16 protein-coding genes and 2 tRNA genes are annotated in these 18,133 nt (G+C 69.7%); 6 read left to right on the top strand and 12 right to left on the bottom strand.

Annotated elements, in window-relative coordinates; genetic code table 11:
- Positions 1 to 358: 358 nt before the first annotated feature.
- On the top strand, positions 359 to 763 hold the full coding sequence (locus ABD844_RS26855; RefSeq protein ID WP_344883652.1) for a hypothetical protein: 405 nt from the start codon (positions 359 to 361) through the stop codon (positions 761 to 763).
- 274 nt (positions 764 to 1,037) lie between these two features.
- Positions 1,038 to 1,172, top strand: a complete 135-nt coding sequence (locus tag ABD844_RS26860; RefSeq protein ID WP_344883655.1) for a hypothetical protein — start codon at positions 1,038 to 1,040, stop codon at positions 1,170 to 1,172.
- On the opposite strand, the gene ABD844_RS26865 is transcribed toward ABD844_RS26860, so the two are convergent.
- The 9 genes from ABD844_RS26865 to ABD844_RS26905 form a co-directional block, all read right to left on the bottom strand.
- Positions 1,139 to 1,822 (bottom strand): response regulator, encoded by a 684-nt coding sequence (locus tag ABD844_RS26865; protein WP_344883658.1) that lies wholly within the window; start codon positions 1,820 to 1,822, stop codon positions 1,139 to 1,141. The genes ABD844_RS26860 and ABD844_RS26865 overlap by 34 nt on opposite strands.
- Positions 1,819 to 4,314 (bottom strand): DUF4118 domain-containing protein, encoded by a 2,496-nt coding sequence (locus tag ABD844_RS26870; protein WP_344883661.1) that lies wholly within the window; start codon positions 4,312 to 4,314, stop codon positions 1,819 to 1,821. Before ABD844_RS26870 ends, ABD844_RS26865 begins: the two co-directional genes overlap by 4 nt.
- Before the next feature lie 9 nt (positions 4,315 to 4,323).
- Complete coding sequence (locus ABD844_RS26875; RefSeq protein WP_344883664.1) at positions 4,324 to 4,791, bottom strand: group II truncated hemoglobin; 468 nt, start codon at positions 4,789 to 4,791, stop codon at positions 4,324 to 4,326.
- A 110-nt stretch (positions 4,792 to 4,901) separates the two neighbouring features.
- Positions 4,902 to 4,978 (bottom strand) — tRNA-Met (locus tag ABD844_RS26880).
- Positions 4,979 to 5,089: 111 nt separating this feature from the next.
- Positions 5,090 to 5,166: transfer RNA gene (locus tag ABD844_RS26885), tRNA-Met, on the bottom strand.
- A 54-nt stretch (positions 5,167 to 5,220) separates the two neighbouring features.
- Entirely contained in the window at positions 5,221 to 8,208 is a 2,988-nt protein-coding gene (locus ABD844_RS26890) for a UPF0182 family protein (protein ID WP_344883667.1), read from the bottom strand.
- Positions 8,209 to 8,337: 129 nt separating this feature from the next.
- Positions 8,338 to 9,384 carry a YlbL family protein gene (locus tag ABD844_RS26895; RefSeq protein WP_344883670.1) on the bottom strand — a complete coding sequence of 349 codons (1,047 nt, stop codon included), beginning with the start codon at positions 9,382 to 9,384 and terminating at the stop codon, positions 8,338 to 8,340.
- A 10-nt stretch (positions 9,385 to 9,394) separates the two neighbouring features.
- Entirely contained in the window at positions 9,395 to 9,820 is a 426-nt protein-coding gene (locus ABD844_RS26900) for a molybdenum cofactor biosynthesis protein MoaE (RefSeq protein ID WP_344883674.1), read from the bottom strand.
- A 16-nt stretch (positions 9,821 to 9,836) separates the two neighbouring features.
- Positions 9,837 to 10,910, bottom strand: a complete 1,074-nt coding sequence (locus ABD844_RS26905; protein ID WP_344884057.1) for an NAD-dependent epimerase/dehydratase family protein — start codon at positions 10,908 to 10,910, stop codon at positions 9,837 to 9,839.
- Positions 10,911 to 11,040: 130 nt separating this feature from the next.
- Here ABD844_RS26905 and ABD844_RS26910 point away from each other — a divergent pair, with 130 nt between their 5' ends.
- The 3 genes from ABD844_RS26910 to ABD844_RS26920 are packed head-to-tail and all read left to right on the top strand — an operon-like array spanning position 11,041 to position 13,840.
- The gene (locus tag ABD844_RS26910) at positions 11,041 to 12,261 is read left to right on the top strand and encodes a zinc-dependent metalloprotease (RefSeq protein WP_344884060.1); all 1,221 of its coding nucleotides are present in this window, start codon (positions 11,041 to 11,043) and stop codon (positions 12,259 to 12,261) included.
- Positions 12,258 to 12,818: an NUDIX domain-containing protein gene (locus tag ABD844_RS26915; RefSeq protein WP_344883677.1), complete on the top strand. Its 561-nt coding sequence runs from the start codon at positions 12,258 to 12,260 to the stop codon at positions 12,816 to 12,818. The genes ABD844_RS26910 and ABD844_RS26915 overlap by 4 nt, the downstream gene beginning before the upstream one ends.
- A gap of 35 nt (positions 12,819 to 12,853) precedes the next feature.
- Positions 12,854 to 13,840: an endonuclease/exonuclease/phosphatase family protein gene (locus tag ABD844_RS26920; RefSeq protein ID WP_344883681.1), complete on the top strand. Its 987-nt coding sequence runs from the start codon at positions 12,854 to 12,856 to the stop codon at positions 13,838 to 13,840.
- Here ABD844_RS26920 and ABD844_RS26925 read toward each other — a convergent pair.
- The 3 genes from ABD844_RS26925 to ABD844_RS26935 form a co-directional block, all read right to left on the bottom strand.
- Positions 13,827 to 14,411 (bottom strand): hypothetical protein, encoded by a 585-nt coding sequence (locus ABD844_RS26925; protein ID WP_344883686.1) that lies wholly within the window; start codon positions 14,409 to 14,411, stop codon positions 13,827 to 13,829. The genes ABD844_RS26920 and ABD844_RS26925 overlap by 14 nt on opposite strands.
- Positions 14,408 to 14,923 carry a M48 metallopeptidase family protein gene (locus ABD844_RS26930; protein ID WP_344883689.1) on the bottom strand — a complete coding sequence of 172 codons (516 nt, stop codon included), beginning with the start codon at positions 14,921 to 14,923 and terminating at the stop codon, positions 14,408 to 14,410. The genes ABD844_RS26925 and ABD844_RS26930 overlap by 4 nt, the downstream gene beginning before the upstream one ends.
- A 67-nt stretch (positions 14,924 to 14,990) precedes the next feature.
- Positions 14,991 to 15,773: an enoyl-CoA hydratase/isomerase family protein gene (locus ABD844_RS26935; protein ID WP_344883692.1), complete on the bottom strand. Its 783-nt coding sequence runs from the start codon at positions 15,771 to 15,773 to the stop codon at positions 14,991 to 14,993.
- A gap of 549 nt (positions 15,774 to 16,322) precedes the next feature.
- Here ABD844_RS26935 and ABD844_RS26940 point away from each other — a divergent pair.
- Positions 16,323 to 18,101, top strand: a complete 1,779-nt coding sequence (locus ABD844_RS26940) for a ThiF family adenylyltransferase (protein WP_344883695.1) — start codon at positions 16,323 to 16,325, stop codon at positions 18,099 to 18,101.
- The last annotated feature ends 32 nt before the right edge of the window (positions 18,102 to 18,133 follow it).

Here is an 18,133-nt window from a genome sequence, read left to right on the forward strand (position 1 = left end):
CACAACCTGCAGAAATTAAGCCCGCCCCCTTTCGGAGACAACCCCTCTAACTTACCAGCCCATCCGAATCGATGCGAATCCACCGAAAGGACGACCCTGAAGGTAGTGGGATTTGCCGGGCATCTCGGAGGCTCTGAGAACCCCTTGACCGCCCTGCGCGAAGCAACTCTAGCAGCCCGACGCGCCTACTCAGGCCCACTCAGGTAATCACTGGGTTCTTCCCTCACCACGTGACGCTCAAACCTCTCCCATGAACCCCCATGGCGACACCTCCAGGCAAGCCGACGGCAAGTCAACCGCAATCGCCCCCCGGTACGAAGTAGGTCACGAGCATTCTGCGCTCTCGGAGGTGTCCGCTATGACCCGGTCGGAGTTCGACGACATCCGCGCGTTTCTCGCCGACGAGGCGACCCATGCTGGTGACCTGCTGCGGATCGCCAGGACTCTGATCGACGACCTCGAGTACGCCCGAATGCGCGAGGCCATCCTGCGTACCCACTATCTGCGCCTGCTGACGGCGGCGCGGGCGACGGTGGCGGCCGAGTCGCTGGGCGCGCCCGACCCGCTGACCTTCGTCAAGCACGAGCTGACCGAGCGGGGCCAGTTGCCGACGGACGGGGAGGCGGCGCAGCGCATCCTCTCCGACGCCCGTACGGCGGCCACGTTGCTCGCCTGCCTGGAGGACCAGGCCACGGCGCAGACCCGTCCGCGCCGCATGCGCCTTCGGCGCTGCGTCGGCACCGGCCGCGCCCTGCCCCGGTAACCCGGCCGCGTCCTCGCCAGGCAACGCCGACGAAGCCCCGCCAAGGGCCAGGCGCGCGGCAGCGCCATCACCCCCGGAAAACCGGACTAACGACTGACATGACGACGACTTCGGGCATACCCGCCCTTGGTAAGCCGCCTGTAAGACTCCGCATATGTGGCAGCGGGGGATGAATTGGGCGGCAGTCGTCATGGTTGGGCTATTTGGCCTGATGTGGGTCGGCGTCGTGATTTATGCGGACCAGGGCTCGTCGCTCTGGATGCGCGTCGCGCAAGTGCTCTTCGGACTCTTGCTGCTGGTCTGGGCCGGGCACAAGACGGTCCTCATGCTGGGACGGCAGGGCACGGCCGGCCCGTACGACGCGACACCCGGCCCCTACGACGACGGCGGCTCCGGCTGGAAGCGGTAGCCCATCCCCGGCTCGGTCAGCAGGTGCACGGGCTGCGCCGGATCCCGTTCGAGCTTACGCCGTAGCTGCGCCATGTACTGGCGCAGATAGTGCGTCTCCTTGAGGTACGCGCTCCCCCACACCTCGGTCAGAAGCTGCCGCTGGCTGATGAGCTTGCCTGGGTTGCGCAGCAGGATCTCCAGGAAGTGCCATTCGGTCGGCGTCAGGCGCACCCCGCCCGAGATCGTCTTGTCGGACAGGTCGATGACGTGGTCGCCCACCCGTACGGTCGCGCTCTCCTCGTCGTGCTGGCCCGTGCGGCGGGTCACCGCGCGCACCCGCGCGAGCAGTTCGTCGATGCTGAACGGTTTGGTCACGTAGTCGTCGGCCCCGGCGTCGAGCGCGTCCACCTTGTCGGTGCTGTCGGCGCGGCCCGAGAGCACGATGATCGGGATCGAGGTCCAGCCGCGCAGTCCCTGGATGACCTCCACCCCGTCGAGGTCGGGCAGTCCGAGGTCGAGGATGACCAGGTCGGGGTGCCACTCGGCGGCCTGGCGCAGCGCCGTGCCGCCGTCGGGGGCGATCGCGACCTCGTACTGTCTGGCCGCCAGGTTGACGCGCAGGGCCCGCAGGATCTGCGGCTCGTCGTCCACCACGAGTACGCGCGTCATGTGGCCCGCCGCAGCGAGATGGTCATGGTCAGTCCTCCTCCGGGAGTGTCCTCAGGCACCAGCGTGCCGCCCATCGCCTCGGTGAGGCCGCGTGAGAGCGCCAGGCCGAGCCCCACGCCCGTGTGGTTGTCACGGTCGCCGAGCCGCTGGAAGGGCAGGAATACCCTTTCATGTGCTTCTGTCGGGATTCCGGGGCCCCGGTCGATGACCCGGATCTCGACGCTGTCGCCGTGCGAACTGGCGCTGACCAGTACGGGTTCGCCGTCGGGGCTGTGGCGCAGGGCGTTGGCCATCAGGTTGACGAGCACCCGTTCCAGCAGCGCAGGATCGGCGGTGAGTTCCGGGAGTTCGGACGGGATGTCGCTCGCGAGACGCTCGCCCAGCGGCCCGAGGTCGTCGACCGCGTGCGGCAGGACGTCCTCGATCGCCACCGGTTCGAGCTTCACGCCGAGCGCGCCGGCCTGCAGGCGGCTCATGTCGAGGAGGTTGGACACGAGCCGGTTCAGCTTGATGAGCGACTCGTCGGCGGTGGCGAGCAGTTCGGCGCGGTCGGCGTCCGACCAGGTGACGTCGGTGCTGCTCAGGCTCTCGACCGCCGCCTTGGCCGAGGCGAGCGGCGTACGCAGGTCATGGCCCACGGCGGCGAGCAGCGCGGTACGCATCCGGTCGGCCTCGGCCAGCGGCTCGGCCCGTTCTGCGGCCTCCCGCAACCGCTGCTGCCGCAGCGCCACCGCCGCCTCCGCCGCGAACGCCTGGAGCACCCGCCGGTCGCTCGCCGCCAGCAGCCGCCCGCGCGCGGCGAGCACGAGCCGGTCGTCGATCACGACGTCGGTGTCGGCCGTCCCCGGGCTGGTGGCCGGAATCCCCCCGGACGTGGACACCACCCGCCAGCGTCCGGGTTCGTCGTCGTCCTTCTCGAGCAGGGTCACGGCCGTCAGCCCGAACGTCTCCCGCATCCTGGCCAGCAACGACGGCAGCGCCGCCGCGCCCCGCAGCACGTGACCGGCCAGCGTGGACAGCACCTCGGCGTCGGCCCGCGAGCGCGCCGCCTCCCTGCTGCGCCTGGCCGCCAGGTCCACGACCGCGCTGACCATGGCCGCCACCAGCACGAAGATGGCCAGCGCGAGCACGTTCTCCGGCTCGGCGATGGTCAGGGTGCGCAGCGGCGGCGTGAAGAACCAGTTGAGCAGCCCGAACCCGAGCACCGCTGCCGTCAGCGCCGGCCACATTCCGCCGGTGAGCGCCACGGCCACCACGAACAGCAGGAAGAGCAGGATCTCGCTGGGCAGCGTCAGGTTCAGCGGCTGGAGCGCGGCCGTGAGCAGCGGCAGGCCGAGCAGCGCGAGCGCCCATCCGGCCAGCCGCCGCCGCTGGGTCAGCGCGGCCTGCGACCTGACCCGGTGGCCCTGGCCGGTCGCCTCGTGCGGGACCGTGTGCACGTCGATCGCCCCGGACAGCGCCGTCGTGGTCGCGCCCACCCCGCGCGTGAGCAGCCGCTTGCGCCTGGACGTCCCGAGCACGAGCTGGGTCGCGTTCACGCCGCGGGCGAACTCGAGCAGCGCGCGCGGCACGTCGTCGCCGACCACCTGGTGGTACGTGCCGCCCAGGTCCTCGACGAGGGCGCGCTGGCGTACCAGGTTGGCGGGGTCGCCGCCCGAGGTCAGCCCGTCGGCGCTGGTGATGTGCACGGCGAGCAGGTCGGCTCCCCTGCCGCGGGCCGCGATGCGCGCGGCCCTGCGGACGAGCGTCTCGCCCTCGGGGCCTCCGGTGAGCGCGACGACCACGCGTTCGCGGGCCTCCCAGGTACCGGCGATCCCGTGGTCCGTACGGTATCGGCCGAGTTGCTCGTCCACCTTGTCCGCGAGCCAGAGCAGGGCCAGCTCCCGCAGGGCGGTCAGGTTGCCGACCCGGAAGTAGTTCGCCATCGCGGCGTCCACGCTCTCGGGCCGGTAGACGTTGCCGTGGGCCAGCCTGCGGCGCAGCGCCTCAGGCGCCATGTCGACCAGCTCGATCTGGTGGGCCCGCCGTACCAGCTCGTCGGGCACGGTCTCGCGCTGCGGCACGCCCGTGATCTCGTGGACGACGTCGTTCAGCGATTCGAGGTGCTGGATGTTGAGGGTGGTGACGACGTCGATCCCGGCGTCGAGAATCTCCTCGACGTCCTGCCAGCGCTTGGGGTTGCGGGAGCCGGGGACGTTGGTGTGGGCGAGCTCGTCGATCAGGGCCAGGACGGGGGCGCGTTCGATGACGGCCGCGGCGTCGAGCTCGGTGAAGCTGGTGTCGCGGTACGTCAGGGTGCGGCGGGGCAGGACTTCGAGCCCGTCGAGGAGGTCGGCGGTGCGGGCACGGCCATGAGTCTCGACGAAGCCCACGACCACGTCCTTGCCGCGTTCACTGGCCCGCCGCGCCTCGCCGAGCATGGCGTACGTCTTGCCCACTCCGGGCGCCGCGCCCAGGTAGACGCGCAGCCGTCCTCTGGCCCTGCCTCCCATTCCTCCAGGTTAAGGCTGATACGGCGGCGCGACCCCCCAGCCCCAGTGCGGCGCCGGAGCCTGCGTCGGTGGCGTCGCACCGGGCTGGGAATTGTCCTTGGCCAGCCTGGTGCCCCACTCGATGTAGCCGGCGAATGCGGCCCTGAACTCGGGGTCGTCGGGCAGCCCCACCTCGTCGGCCGCGTCCATGAGCAGGTTGACCCATCTGCGGCGCTGCGGCTCGGTGATGGCCTTGCCCAGGTGGTGGCGGAGCATGACCGGGTAGCCGCCGCGCTCTTTGGTGTAGCGGTCGGGGCCGCCGAACACCTCGCTCAGCCACATCGCCACGTGTTTGGCGTGGCCGGGGTCCATGTTCGCGAACAGCGGCCCGATCAGGTCGTCCTTGATGACGTGGCGGTAGAACACCTCGGTGAGTCGCTCGAACGCCTCGGTGCCGCCCGCCCATTCGTACAGTGTCGGTGGTTCCTCGTCAGTCACGTAATCATGTAATCAGGTCGCTCGGGTCGCGGACAAGCCCAGTGCTCGTCGGTGTGGGAAAACGAAAAAGTCCCTGACCTCCGGAAAAACCGGAAGTCAGGGACTCTAATTGGTAGCGGGGACAGGATTTGAACCTGCGACCTCTGGGTTATGAGCCCAGCGAGCTACCGAACTGCTCCACCCCGCGTCGGTGTGTTAGTACTTACTATACAGGCTGCCGAGGAGTGCTTGGACCAATAATCCCCGGCGTTTACACGCAAAAGCCCGGTCTCCGTTTCCGGATCCCGGGCTGTCGGCGTGGTAGCGGGGGCAGGATTTGAACCTGCGACCTCTGGGTTATGAGCCCAGCGAGCTACCGAACTGCTCCACCCCGCGTCGTCGTGCTTTTAAAGGCTACCGGCGACGCGGGGTGGGCGCAAACTGAATGGGCTAGGACGTGCCCGCCGCTTGCGAACCCGCTGGTGACGCCGTTGGCGGCGCCGACGGGGATGCCGTCGGTGAGCCGCTGGGCGAGGCCGGTGGCGACGCGGTCGGCGAGGCCGACGGTGACGCCGACGGACCCGCCGTCGCCGTCGGGGCGGGCGCCGGCACGTTCGCCCCCTCCAGCGCCTTCAGCGCCTCCTCCAGCCGCTTCTGGGCGTCGCCGTAGGCGTCCCAGTCGGGCGGGCTGGCCTGAAGGGCCTTCTGCGCGTCGGAGTAGGCCTGCTTGGCGTTGCCGATCGCCGTGTTCAGCGCGGAGCTGGTCTGCTCGGTCTCGGACTGGCTCTGCTCCTGTTGGTTCTCCTGCGTCTGTTCCTGTTGCTCGGCGCCGAAGACCTCCTGGAGTGCCTCCTCCAAGGTGCGCGCCACCCCGATCTTGCTCCCGAACGACACGAGGATCCGTTGCAGGATCGGGTACGGCTCCTGTCCGCCGCCCGCGGCCACCTGGATGTACACCGGTTCGATGTAGACCAGGCCGCCCGCGTACGGGAGGGTCAGGAGGTTTCCGTAGCGCACCGACGAGGCGCCCACACCGAGCAGGTTGAGCTCACCGGCGAAGCGGCTCTGGAAGGCGTTCTGTGCCTGGCCTGGACCCGGGATGGGTGTGCTCGACGGCATGCGCAGGATGCGCATGCGGCCGTAGTTGTCGCCGCCCGAGGAGTCGACCGCCATGAACGCCGCCAGGTTGGGCCCCTGTCGTGGCACGAACGTCGTGGTCAGCGAGAACGTCGACTGCTCGCCCGGCATCGTGGTGGTCAGGTAGTAGGGCGGCTGCTTGATGTTCCTGTTGCCCTGGGTCGGGTCGTTGGGGACGTTCCAGAAGTCCTGGCCGCTGTAGAAGGCGGCGGGGTTGGTGATGTGGTAGCGCGACAGGGTGTAGCGCTGCACCTTGAACAGGTCTTCCGGGTAACGCACGTGCTGGCGCAGCTCGGGGCTCATCTCGGAGGCCGGGCGGATGGTGCCGGGGAAGGCATTGCTCCAGGTCTTGAGCACCGGGTCGTTGCTGTCCCAGGCGTAGAGGGTGACCGTGCCGTCGTAGGCGTCGACCGTGGCCTTGACCGAGTTGCGGATGTAGTTGATCTTGTCGATCGGCTGCTGGGCGATCACGCGGCGGTCACTGGAGGTGTCGCGCGTCATGTCGCCGAGGCTCTCGCTCTGCGAGTACGGGTAGCTGTTGGACGTCGTGTACCCGTCGACGATCCACTGGATGCGCCCGTTGATGATCGCCGGGTAGGGGTTGCCGTCGAGCGTCAGGTACGGCGCGACCTTCTGAACCCTGTCCCGCGGGTTGCGGACGTAGAGGATCTTGGAGTTGTCGTTGACGTCGCCGGACAGGACGATGTTCGCCTCGCCGTACTTGGCGGCGTAGAGGAGCCTGTTGAAGAACGAGCCGACGGGCACGCCGCCCCGGCCGGTGTAGGTGGTGTTCTTCTGGCCCGTGCCGCCGGTCTCCGGGTAGTCGAGCTCCTGCGGGTTGCTGGGATTGCCGCCCGCGATCACGTATTCGGCGGAGGACGGGTCTTCTTCGCCGTAGTAGATGCGCGATTCCTTGAGCTTGGCGCTGTCGACCAGCGGGCCCGTGACCGGCATGTCCTTCGCGTCGTACGCCGGCAGGCCGCTGGAGTCGACCTGGTTGCCGGGCGCGGCGACGAAGCCGTAGCCGTGGGTGTAGACCAGGGCGCGGTTGATCCAGTTGTTCTGGCCCTCGGGCGGCGCGGTCATCTCGCGCACGCCGACGATGTGGTCGATCAGCTTGCCCGTGCTGTCGGGGTAGCGGTCGACGTCGAGCGGGTCGGCGAAGCTGTAGAAGCCCCTGATGCGCTGCGTCTGCTCGTACGTCGAGGAGACCAGCGCCGGGTCGAGCAGGCGCACGCCGGAGACGGAGGTGTCGCCGTTGGCCTGGACCTTGGCCGGGTCGGCCTGCGCGTTGTAGGTCTCGACCTCGGTCTTGTCGACGTTGTACGCCTCTCGGGTGGCCTCGATGTTGCGCTGGATGTAGGCCGACTCCTTGCCCTGCTGGTTGGGCTTGACCTGGAACTGCTCGACCAGCGCCGGGTAGACGCCGCCAATCAGGATGGCCGAGAGCACGAGCAGGCCGAACGAGACCCCTGGCAGCATGCCACCGGGGCGCACCATGCCGGCGAAGAAGAGCGCGGCGCAGATCAGCGCGATGATCGCGAGGATGGTCTTGGCCGGCAGCACGGCGTTGACGTCGGTGTAGGAGGCGCCGTGGACGAAGCCCCGGTCGGAGAAGACGAGCCCGTACCGGTCGATCCAGTAGGCCACGGCCTTGAGCAGCACGAAGATCCCCAGCAGCACCGACAGGTGGACGCGGGCCGCCTTGGAGGCGTGCACGCCGGGGGACTGCAGCCGGAACCCTCCGTAGAGGTAGTGCGTGATGGCCGCCAGCACGATCGAGATGATCACGGCGGTGAACAGGAAGTTCAGCACCATCCGGATGAACGGGTAGTCGAACATGAAGAACGAGATGTCCATCGAGAACAACTTGTCCTGCGTGCCGAACGACGCACCGTTGACGAACTGCAGCCACGTCTCCCACTGCCCCGAGAACGAGGAGCCGGAGAAGAGCGCGAGCAACCCCATGCCGACGATGAAGATCAGCTTTCGGTGGGGATCGAGCGCCATGCGGTAGCGGTCGGCGCCGCTGCCCCCGCCGAACATGGCGGGCCCGAACATCGGCCGGGTGCGGAAGGCCAGCAGCATGTTGCCGCCCGCGATGGCGACCATGAGCAGCGCTCCGACCACGAACAGCACGATCTGGGTCAGCACCACACCGGTGAAGACCGACGTGAAGCCCGTCGAGTCGTACCACAAGTAATCGGTAAATATGCCCGAAAACAGGAAGAATAGGGCAACGATCGCCACGAGTGCGATCGCCACAGGCAGAAGCAGTCGCGGACGGCGGGGCAACCGCATCGCCCTGCCGGCTCCTGGGGTCCGGAAGCTCAAGGCCAACCCCTCGTCGTGATGAAGAAACGGTCCGTGTCTGGCAACCTACACCGCGGTGCCAGCCGTACGGCTAACGCGTGACGAGCGCCAGAAGTTTCATCCGGCCTCGCATGCGGGCACCTCTCCCTTCCCGGAGCGCAGCGCGTCGAGCGCCTGCACCGCATCGTGCAACGTGTCGGCCTTGACCAGCCGTAGCCCGTCGGGCACGGCCTTCATGGCCTCGGCGCAGTTGTCGGCGGGCGTCAGGAACACCGTGGCGCCGGAGTCTTTCGCGCCGACCAGCTTCTGGGCGATGCCGCCGATCGGCCCCACCTCGCCGGTCGGGGTGATCGTGCCCGTGCCGGCGATCTTCTTGCCGCCGGTCAGCTCTCCCGGCGTGAGCTTGTCGAGTATGCCGAGCGAGAACATCAGCCCGGCGCTGGGCCCGCCGACGTCGCCCACGTTGATGTCGACGTCGAACGGGAACTTGTACGTGGACTGCATGTTGACGCCCACGAGGGTCTGCTTCTCCGGCCCCGCCACGGTCTGCACGGTCACGTCGAGCTTCTCCTTGCCCCGCGTGACGGTGAAGACGACGTCGTCGCCCGGCTTGTGCGCCTTGACCGTGTCGGCGACCACGGTGACGTCTTCGGCCGGCTTGCCGTCGACGGCGTTGATCTCGTCGCCCTGCCGCAGCTTGCCGTCGGCGGGCTTGCCCTTCTGCGTGGACGCCACGCTCACGCCCATGGTGTAGGGGATCTTGAGCTCGTTGAGGGCGGCGGCGGTGGCGGAGTCTTGGGAGTTGGTCATCTCGACCGTGTTCTCCTCCTCGACCTCCTTGGGCGTGCGGTCGGGAGCGAAGATGCTCTCCTGCGGCACCACCGCCACGGTCGGGTCGAGCCAGCCGCGCAGCGCCGTCAGCAGGTCGATCTTCGCGGCCGGGCCGCCCTGGTAGGCCACCGTGACCAGGCTCAGCGCGCCCGTGGTGGGATAGGTCTCCCTGCCCTTGATCGAGATCACGGGCTTCTTGTCGACCTCGCCGATGGTGTTCTCGGTCGGGCCGGGGCTCAGCACGACGTACGGGACCGGCCGGAACGCGCCCACGACCCCGAGTGCGAGCACGAGGAATCCCGCGAGCAGCAGTGTCAGGGCGCGTCGTGACATGTCCTCGAGCCTATGCGCCCGCGCCGACCCATTCGGTCTCGCCGTCGGCGAACACCTGGTGTTTCCAGATCGGCACCTGCGCCTTGAGGTCGTCGATCAGGCGGCGCGCCGCCACGAACGCCTCGTCGCGGTGCGGCGCGGCGACCGCGACGATCACCGCGGCGTCGCCCAGCTCCAGGTCACCCACCCGGTGCACGGCGGCCACGGCCGTCACGGGGAAGTCGGCGGCCACCTTTTCCGCCACCTGCCGCAGCTCGGCCTCCGCCGACGGGTGCGCCGAGTAGGACAGTCGGGTCACCGGCTTGCCGTGATCCTGCTCACGCACGGTTCCCACGAAGAACACGGTGCCCCCTGCGGCGTGGTCGCCCACGGCGGCCAGCACCTCGTCGACGGAGAGCGGGGTGTCGCGTATGCCGAGCAAGCGGATGACGTCCACGGAAAAAGCCTAACCTTTACTGGCGCCGCTTCTTACGCACCTGGCGCACGATCGCGGCGGTGCCGATGACGGCCACGGTCGCGCCCGCGGCGGTGAGCGTGGCCTCCTTGACGGGCAGGCGGCGGCCCACCACGGTCGTCCTGTTCTCGCGCAGTTCGAGTAGCTGCTCGAACGCGGCCTCGTTCGTCCACGACGGCTTCCAGCCGGCCTCGCGCAGCGCCGCGCAGTCGACGACCCAGGGATAGACGACGTAGTGCAAATCCGTGGCCGGGGCCGGGGTGACGCCGAGCCGGTGCAGGCGCTGGGCCGTGCCGAACGTCAGCCCCGCGGGCAGCTCCAGGCTCCGGATGCCGGACAGCTCTTCGACCTGCTCCTGCTCCAGCCAGCCGTCACTGCCGACCGCCACCACGCCGGTGACGACGCCGCGCGCCGCCAGCTCCAGCGCCGAGACCAGGTCGTCGATGTGGCAGAACTGCCAGTGCGGGCTGCAGCCCTTGACGGTCAGCAGCCTGGGCGACTCGAAGTGGCGGGTGATCACCGTGTCGACGCCGGGGCCGACGACCGCGGCCGGGCGCAGCACGGTCAGCTCCAGGCCGGGGTGGCTGCGCAGAGACCTGCGCACCAGCGACTCGATCTCCAGGAAATCGCCCACGACGCCGGTGTCGGGCTCGGCGGCCACGGGAGCGTCCTCGGGCAGCGGGACCTCGTTGTCGGGCGCGGCGCCGTACACCATCGCGCTGGTGACGAGCACCACACGGCGTACGCGGGCCGCGGCGCAGGCCGTCAGCACCGTCTGGGCGGCGCGCAGGTTGTACGCCCGCCGCTCCGCCGGGTCGGAGTCGACCGCGTAGTCACCGGCCAGATGGACCAGGACGTCGATGTCGGAGATCCGGTTCGCCAAGAGCGGATCCCGTACGTCGATCTCTCTCCACGTGGCTTCCTGGATGTCGCCGCGCTGCTCGTCGATGGCCACCACTCTGCGGAAATCCGCGGCGGATACGAGCCTCGCGAGCAGCTCGCGGCCGAGGCCGGAGGCCGCGCCCGTGACGGCCACGACGGGTTGGCGCGGGTGTTTCGAGGTAGGCACCAGGTCCTCACTTTGCACTGATCCGCCGTGGGACGACTAACGTGGCGGATGTGGACTCCTCCATCCTGCACGAGGTAGAGCGGTGACTGACCTGCCAGGTCGCGAAAACGACCCTAACGAGAACCCGTTCGCCATGTTCGGCAACCCTGAGCAGATGGCTCAGGCGATGCGCCAGTTCGCCGACATGCTGTCGGCGCCCCAGGGTTCCGGCCCTGTCAACTGGGACATGGCCAAGAACATCGCCCGGCACGCCGTGGTCGCCCAGGGCGACCCGAGTGTCATGGAAGGCGAGCGACGCCAGATCGTCGACGCGCTCAGCCTGGCCGACCTGTGGCTGAACGAGGCGACCACGCTGCCCAGCGGCGTGTCGAACCCGCAGGCGTGGAGCCGGTCCGAGTGGATCGAGAACACGATCCCGATATGGCGCAAGCTCTGCGAGCCGATCGCCGAACGCATGGTCGAGACCATGGGCGGCGCGCTCGGCGGCTCCGGGCTGCCCCCAGAGGCCCAGCAGATGGCCGGGCCGCTGATGGGCATGCTGAAGCAGATGGGCGGCATGATGGTCGGCCAGCAGATCGGGCAGGCGCTCGGCTCGCTGGCGCGCGAGGTCATCGGCACCACCGACATCGGGCTGCCGTTGTCCGACACGGCCGCGCTGCTGCCCGGCGGCATCGCGTCCTTCAGCGAGGGCCTGGAGATCCCGTCCGACGAGATCAGGCTCTACCTGGCGCTGCGCGAGGCCGCGCACCACCGGTTGTTCCAGCACGTCCCGTGGCTGCGCTCGCACCTGCTCGGCGCGGTCGAGGAATACGCCAGGGGCATCACGCTCGACACCTCGGCGCTCGAAGAGCAGATCCGCGAGCTCGACATCAACAACCCGCAGGCCATCCAGGAGGCGCTGAGCGGCGGAAACCTGCTCAAGCCCGCGGAGACCGAGCGGCAGAAGGCCGCCCTGGCACGGCTGGAGACCATGCTCGCGCTGGTCGAGGGCTGGGTGGCCACCGTGGTCGACCGGGCCGCGCAGGGCAAGCTGCCCTCGGCCGTGGCGCTGGCGGAGACCGTACGCAGGCGCCGCGCCACCGGAGGGCCCGCCGAGCTGACGTTCGGGACGCTGGTGGGGCTGGAGCTGCGGCCCAGGCGACTGCGCGAGGCCGCCGCGCTGTGGAGCGCGCTGGAGAGCGAGCGCGGCTTCGAGGGGCGCGACGCGCTGTGGGGGCACCCCGACCTCATGCCGACGGCCGACGACCTCGACGACCCCGACGCGTTCGTCCGCGGCGAGACGGCGTGGGACCTCTCCGCGCTCGAGGACAAGCCCGACGAGCGGGGCGAGGACGGCGAGGGCGGCAAGGGTTGAGCCTGCACGGTGACGCGGTGGCGGTGCTGTCCGCCTGGACCGCGCCGACGCGAGCGGAAGAGGCGCTGCGCGTGGAGTTCCTCGACCACCTGCGCGAGCACGCCGACGCGATGTGGCGTGCCTGCGCGCCCGGGCACCTGACGGCGACGACCGCGGTGTTGTCGCACGACGGTTCCATGGTGCTGCTCACGCTGCATCCGAAGGCCAAGATGTGGCTGCCGATGGGCGGTCACTGCGAGATCTCCGACACGTCACTCGCGGCGGCGGCGCGTCGGGAGGCGTGGGAGGAGTCCGGGATCTCCGATCTCGAACTGCTGCCGGGCCCGCTCGCGCTCGACCGGCACGCGGTCTGGTGCCATCCGCCGCGCAGTTGGCACCTCGACGTCGAATACGCGGCCGTGGCGCCTCCCGGGGCCGAGGCCGTGATGAGCGACGAATCGCTCGATCTGCGCTGGTTCCCCGTCGACGACATCCCCGAGCTGTCCGACGAGGCGACACGGCGACTGGCCGCACGTGGACGCGCGGTGCTCAGCTCAGGTTCGCGCGCGCTTGGCTAGAGTCCTCTTGGGTCGTTCCAGGAGGAGGGCTTCGCGTGGAGACTTCTGCCGTCGGCGGCACGATCGTGACACCCGTACGCAAGCGGGCGAAATTCCCGGGCACAGCGCTGACCTGGCTGGCCGTGACCCCGTTCGCCGCCTGGGCGGTGGCCAGGGTGGCAGGGCTGGAGCGCGGGTCGCTGCCCACGCAGCTCATGACCGCGACCCCGTACGCGGCGGCGGGCTCGCTGATCTCCCTCCTGATCGCCGCGGTCGCGCGCAAGCGCGCCGCGACGGCCGTCGCGCTCGTCGCCACCACGGCGCTCGGCCTCAGCGTGCTGCCCAGGGCGCTGGGCGCGGGCGACGCCGCGGGCGGCAGGCCGTTCAAGGTCATGACGATCAACATGCTGTTCGGCCGGGCCGACGTCGCGACGATCATGACGCTGGTCCGTGAGTTCGACCCTGACGTGCTGAGCACCCAGGAGCTGACGCCCGGCGCGGTCGCCGACCTGGACGCGGCCGGGCTCAAGGAGCTGATGCCGCACCGCGTGCTCCAGGACCAGTGGAACGCCGGAGGCAGCGGCCTGTACTCCAAGCATCCGGTGCGCCCGCTGCCGGACCTGATGCCGGACACCGGCCACCAGATGCCCGCGGCGACGATCTCGCTGCCCGGCGGCGCGCCCGTCGACTTCATCGACGCGCACCCGTTCCCGCCGCTGGGCGCGTACGTCGACGACTGGAACGCGGCGCTGGCGGCCTTCCCCTCCGCCTCCCCCGACCGCGTCCGCGTCATCGCGGGCGACTTCAACGCCTCGCTCGACCACGCCGCCATGCGCGACCTGCTGGCGCGGGGCTACAAGGACGCGGCCGACCAGGTGGGGGCGGGGCTGATCCCCACGTGGCCGGCGAACAAGCGGGTGCCGCCGCTCATCACGATCGATCACGTCCTGGTGGATCGGCGGATCGGGGTACGCGAGGTCAGCGTGCACGACGTGCCCGGCACCGACCATCGGGCCGTGCTGGCCCAGCTCAGCGTGCCCTGACCAGCGCTCTGGTGTTGTCCCAGCCTTCGAGGCCGGGGTCGAGGCGGTCGAGGTCTTCGGGGGCGCGCAGGCGGTGCCAGCCAGGGGTGGTGGCGACCCTGCGGGTGCCGGGGGCCTGGGCGCGGAGGTCTTTGACCACGTCGTACGCGTCGAGGTCGGGGTCGGCCCACTCCGGTGCGGGCAGGGCGCAGGCCATGGCCACCGCGCCGCCGTTCTCCGCAGGGCAGACGGTGATCTCGGCCCTGCCCAGCTCCCTGAACAGCTTGCCGACCAGCAGGGGCGGCAGGTCGGGGGCGTCGGCGTTGACCACGGCGGCCTGGTCGGCATGGAGGCGTTCGAGCGTGGCCTTCAGTGGTTCGCCCTCGGCGATCGTGATCACCTCGGTGCCCGGCCAGACGATGTCGTCCAGGCCGGGGACGCTCGTGATCAGGACCGGGGTGACCAGTTGGAGGCCCGCGACCATCTCGTACGTGTCCTCGGCCATCGCCACGAGGAACTCTCCCGGATCGACGCCGGGCGGGGCGGCCTGCGCCATGCGCTGACGTACCAGGACGGCGGCGAGGCGCGTCAACACTCCTCCGGCGCGGTGTGGGCGGCGGCGGAGAATCCCTCCAGGAACCCGCGGGCCCGCTCGGCCTTCGGATACTGTTCGACCAGGGCCCAGAACTTGGGTCCGTGGCTGGGCACCAGCAGGTGCACGAGCTCGTGGATGATCACATAGTTGATGACCCACTCGGGCAGGCCCTTGAGCCTGGTGGAGATCCGGATCGTGCCGGTCTCGGGGGTGCACGAGCCCCAGCGGTGCTGCTGGTTGTCGACCCAGCGGACGCTGACGGGGTCGGGCTCGCCGTCCAGATACCTGGCCGACAGCTCCTTGGCCCGCTCCAGCAGAGCCTCGTCGGTCGGCCTTCGCCGGCGTTCTTTGGCGGCCAGCCGATCGAGCATCCGGCTCACCCATTCATCCGCGTCTTCGCCGCTCAGCCAGGCGGGCAGGAGCACGATCGTCTTGTCGCCGTCGCGGTAGGCGGACACCGTACGCCGGCGACGAGAACTGCGACGAACCTCGACTGTCTCGGGGGGCACATATGCACGTTAGCCGAGACAGGCGAATTTCCACAGAGGGCAGACGTTGTTTCTGCTGGTCAGATGATTAAGAGCCGGTGAATTTGGGCATACGCCTTTCCCGATGCGCGGCCAGGCCCTCGATCATGTCCGCGGAGGCCATGGTCACGGGCTGGGCCAGCGACTCCCACCTCAGCGCGGCCTCCAGGTCTTGATGGTCTTGGTTGAGGGCGACTTTGGTGAGCCTTGTGGCAATGGGAGCGTTCTGGGCGATCTTCGTTGCGACGGCTCCTACTTCCGACATAAGGTCATTTTTGGGGAAAGATTGATTTACTAGACCTTTATCCGCCGCTTCCGCTCCTGAGACGCTGCGGCCGGTCAGGAGCATCTCCCGTGCCAGCCGCTCCCCCGCCCTGCGCGGGAGCAGGTACGTGGCCGCCATGCCCGGGTGCAGCCCCAGCGACGTGAACGGGGCCAGCAGCTTGGCGTCGTCGGCGGCGTACACGAGGTCGCAGGCCAGCGCCACGCACAGGCCCGCACCCACCGCCGGGCCGTTGACGGCGGCGACCGTGGGGATCTCCAACTCGGCGATCATGAGCCAGGTGCGGTAGAAGGCGAGCATGCGGTCGCGGAGCCGGGGCACGGTCTCGGAGTTGCGCTCGCCCAGCCACGACAGGTCCCCGCCGGAGGAGAACGCCGTGCCGGCGCCGGTGACGACGAGGCAGCGGGCCTGGCGGTCGGCGGCGAGCCCGGACATGACGTCGCGCCACTCGGCGGTCATGGTGTCGGTCATGGCGTTGCGGAGGTCGGGGCGGTTGAGGGTGATGAGGATGACTCCGTCGTCTTTGTGATCAACCAGGAGCTCGTTCATGCGGGGAAGCGTAACGCGGGGGCGCCTCCCCGGCCCTGGCACGAGCAACCCCTCTCACACATGCGGCCCTCTCACACGTGGGCGGTTCCTCTCTCGCACGGACGGCCCCTCCCCTCTCTGGCATGGGCGGCCCTCTCGCGCGGACGGCCCCTCTCTGACACTGACGGCCCTCTCATGCATGGGAGGCCTGTCTCGGTTGGACGGCCTCTCTCCCGCGCGAGGCGGCTGCTCTCTCGCGCGGGCGGGCTGCCGATCCTTCGACCGAAGCCCGGCTCGGGCGTCGGGCTTTGGCCGGAGCCCGGCTCGGGCGTCGAGCTTTGGCCGGGGCCCGGGCGTCGGGCATCGGGCTTTGGCCGAGGCCCGGGCGTCGGGCATCGGTCGGCGCCCGAGCGTCGAGCTGCGGCCGGAAGCTCGGGCATCGCGCGGGCGCCACGACACCACCCTCCACACCGGGGCCGCTGTCCACAGCGGCGGACCCGCCTCCGAAGTTATCCACAGCCAGCTCCGAATCCGCTCGGGATCTTGCTCCGGCGTGGAACCCTTCCGGCCATGAGGCCACGCGTGAAGCCCGCCCTCCGGCGCATCCTCCGTGACGAGTGCACGCTCCAACTCGGCGTACACCCACTCAGATCGGTCATGCTGAGCGACCTGACCAAGCCCGTCCTGCAGTGGGTCGAGGGCCTCGACGGCACCCGCGACCTGCGGGCCGTGCTGCACGACGCGGCCCGCGCGGGCCTCGACGAGCCCCAGGCCCGCTCCCTGCTCGAACAACTGGCCGCCCGAGGGGCTCTCCACGACGCGTCCGTCGGTCCCGGCCCTCTCCGCGACCTCCCGCTGGCCGAGCGAGACCGACTCAAGCCAGACCTCGACGCCCTCGACCTCGGCTCCACCGCCCCTGACGGCATGATGGCCCTCTTCTCACGCCGGAGGGAGGCCCGCGTGCGGGTGTACGGGGCGGGCCGGGTCGGGGCTCAGATCGTCGCCCTGCTCGCCGCCGCCGGAGTGGGCCATCTCCGGGTCATCGATCCGGACACGGCGCAACCTTCGGACATCACCCCAGGAGGGCTGACGTGGGCGGAGATGGGCATGCCCCGGGAGGCCGGAGCCGTGGCGGTCGCCAGAAGGGCCACCTCCGGCGGCCCGGTAGCCGCGCTGGAGGCCGACGGACAGCACGAAGCTCGCGTTGTTGGGAAGGCGACGAGGGGGAAGCGGGAGACCGCGACTCCGAGCACGGCGAGCGACGTCACTGACGCGCGAACGGGTGCCACGGGCGGCCTCCTCGCCGGGCCCGCCGCCGACCGAGCCCTCGGCGTACCGGCCGCCGGGCGTGCGACTGCCGGGCCTGCGACTGCCGCGCGTGCGGCTGCCACGCCCCGCTCCGAAAGTACCTCTCAACCACCCACCTCCCCGCCACAACCCGCCTCCCAATCACCCACCTGCCTGCCACAGCCCACCTCCCAATCACCCACCTGCCCGCCACAACCCACCTCCCCGCCACGATCTCCCTCTCCGCCACAACCTCGGCCGCGACACCCCACCCCATCGAAGTCCTCGACACCACAGAAGGCCGCCGCACCGGACAAGACCGCCACACCGGAGAAGACCTCCCGCCAGCAGACGGCCCCTGCATCGTGGAAGACCTCACCTCAAAAGGTCCCCACGCCGCAGGAGACCGCCACACCAGGGAAAACCACCGCACTGCGGAACTCCCCGTCATGGGATTCCACAGGAAAGCCCGCGACCCCATCGCCCACCCCGACCCGAGCCGCGCCGGGCCCCGGGGCGAGGACCGCTTCCGGTGGCGGGGCATACGAGCCCATCGTGAACGCACTCGCGGGCGGCCCTTACCTGGGGGACAAGTCGGATCGGCCGGATCTCGTCATCTTGTCCCCGGTCAACCCGTTGGACAGAGTGCTGGTCAACGAGTTGCTCGCCCTGCGCATCCCCCACCTCCTCGTGTCCGCCTTCGAGGGCCACGGCACGGTCGGCCCGTTGGTCCTGCCCGGCGACACCGCTTGCCTGCACTGCCTCGACCTGACGCGGCGTGACCACGACCCCACCTGGCCGATCGTCACCGCCCGCCTGGGCGGCTACCCGCCCGGCGAGATCGCCTGCGACGTCGCGCTGGCCACAGTCGTCGCGGCGGAGGCCGTCGGTCATGCGCTTGCTTTTCTCGACGGCAGAGAGCCCGTTGTGACCAACGGCACATTGGACGTAACGCCTGATTGGCGGTGGAGTGGGAGGGCGTGGGAGGCTCATCCCCAATGTCGTTGTATGCGAAACAATCCTTATTCGCTAAGAATGGTCGTGGCACCTGACCGCGACTGACGTGCTCAGTGGACGACCACGAAGGGGGGAAG

It is taken from the genome of Nonomuraea antimicrobica (assembly GCF_039536965.1).
Taxonomy (GTDB): Bacteria; Actinomycetota; Actinomycetes; order Streptosporangiales; family Streptosporangiaceae; genus Nonomuraea; species Nonomuraea antimicrobica.

Excerpts from the sequence above, each read along its gene's own strand:
- ABD844_RS26855 (WP_344883652.1), top strand. The coding sequence starts at position 359 with ATGACCCGGTCGGAGTTCGACGACATCCGCGCGTTTCTCGCCGACGAG.
- ABD844_RS26865 (WP_344883658.1), bottom strand. The coding sequence starts at position 1,822 with ATGACGCGCGTACTCGTGGTGGACGACGAGCCGCAGATCCTGCGGGCC.
- ABD844_RS26870 (WP_344883661.1), bottom strand. The coding sequence starts at position 4,314 with ATGGGAGGCAGGGCCAGAGGACGGCTGCGCGTCTACCTGGGCGCGGCG.
- ABD844_RS26890 (WP_344883667.1), bottom strand. The coding sequence starts at position 8,208 with ATGCGGTTGCCCCGCCGTCCGCGACTGCTTCTGCCTGTGGCGATCGCA.
- ABD844_RS26895 (WP_344883670.1), bottom strand. The coding sequence starts at position 9,384 with ATGTCACGACGCGCCCTGACACTGCTGCTCGCGGGATTCCTCGTGCTC.
- ABD844_RS26910 (WP_344884060.1), top strand. The coding sequence starts at position 11,041 with ATGTTCGGCAACCCTGAGCAGATGGCTCAGGCGATGCGCCAGTTCGCC.
- ABD844_RS26935 (WP_344883692.1), bottom strand. The coding sequence starts at position 15,773 with ATGAACGAGCTCCTGGTTGATCACAAAGACGACGGAGTCATCCTCATC.
- ABD844_RS26940 (WP_344883695.1), top strand. The coding sequence starts at position 16,323 with ATGAGGCCACGCGTGAAGCCCGCCCTCCGGCGCATCCTCCGTGACGAG.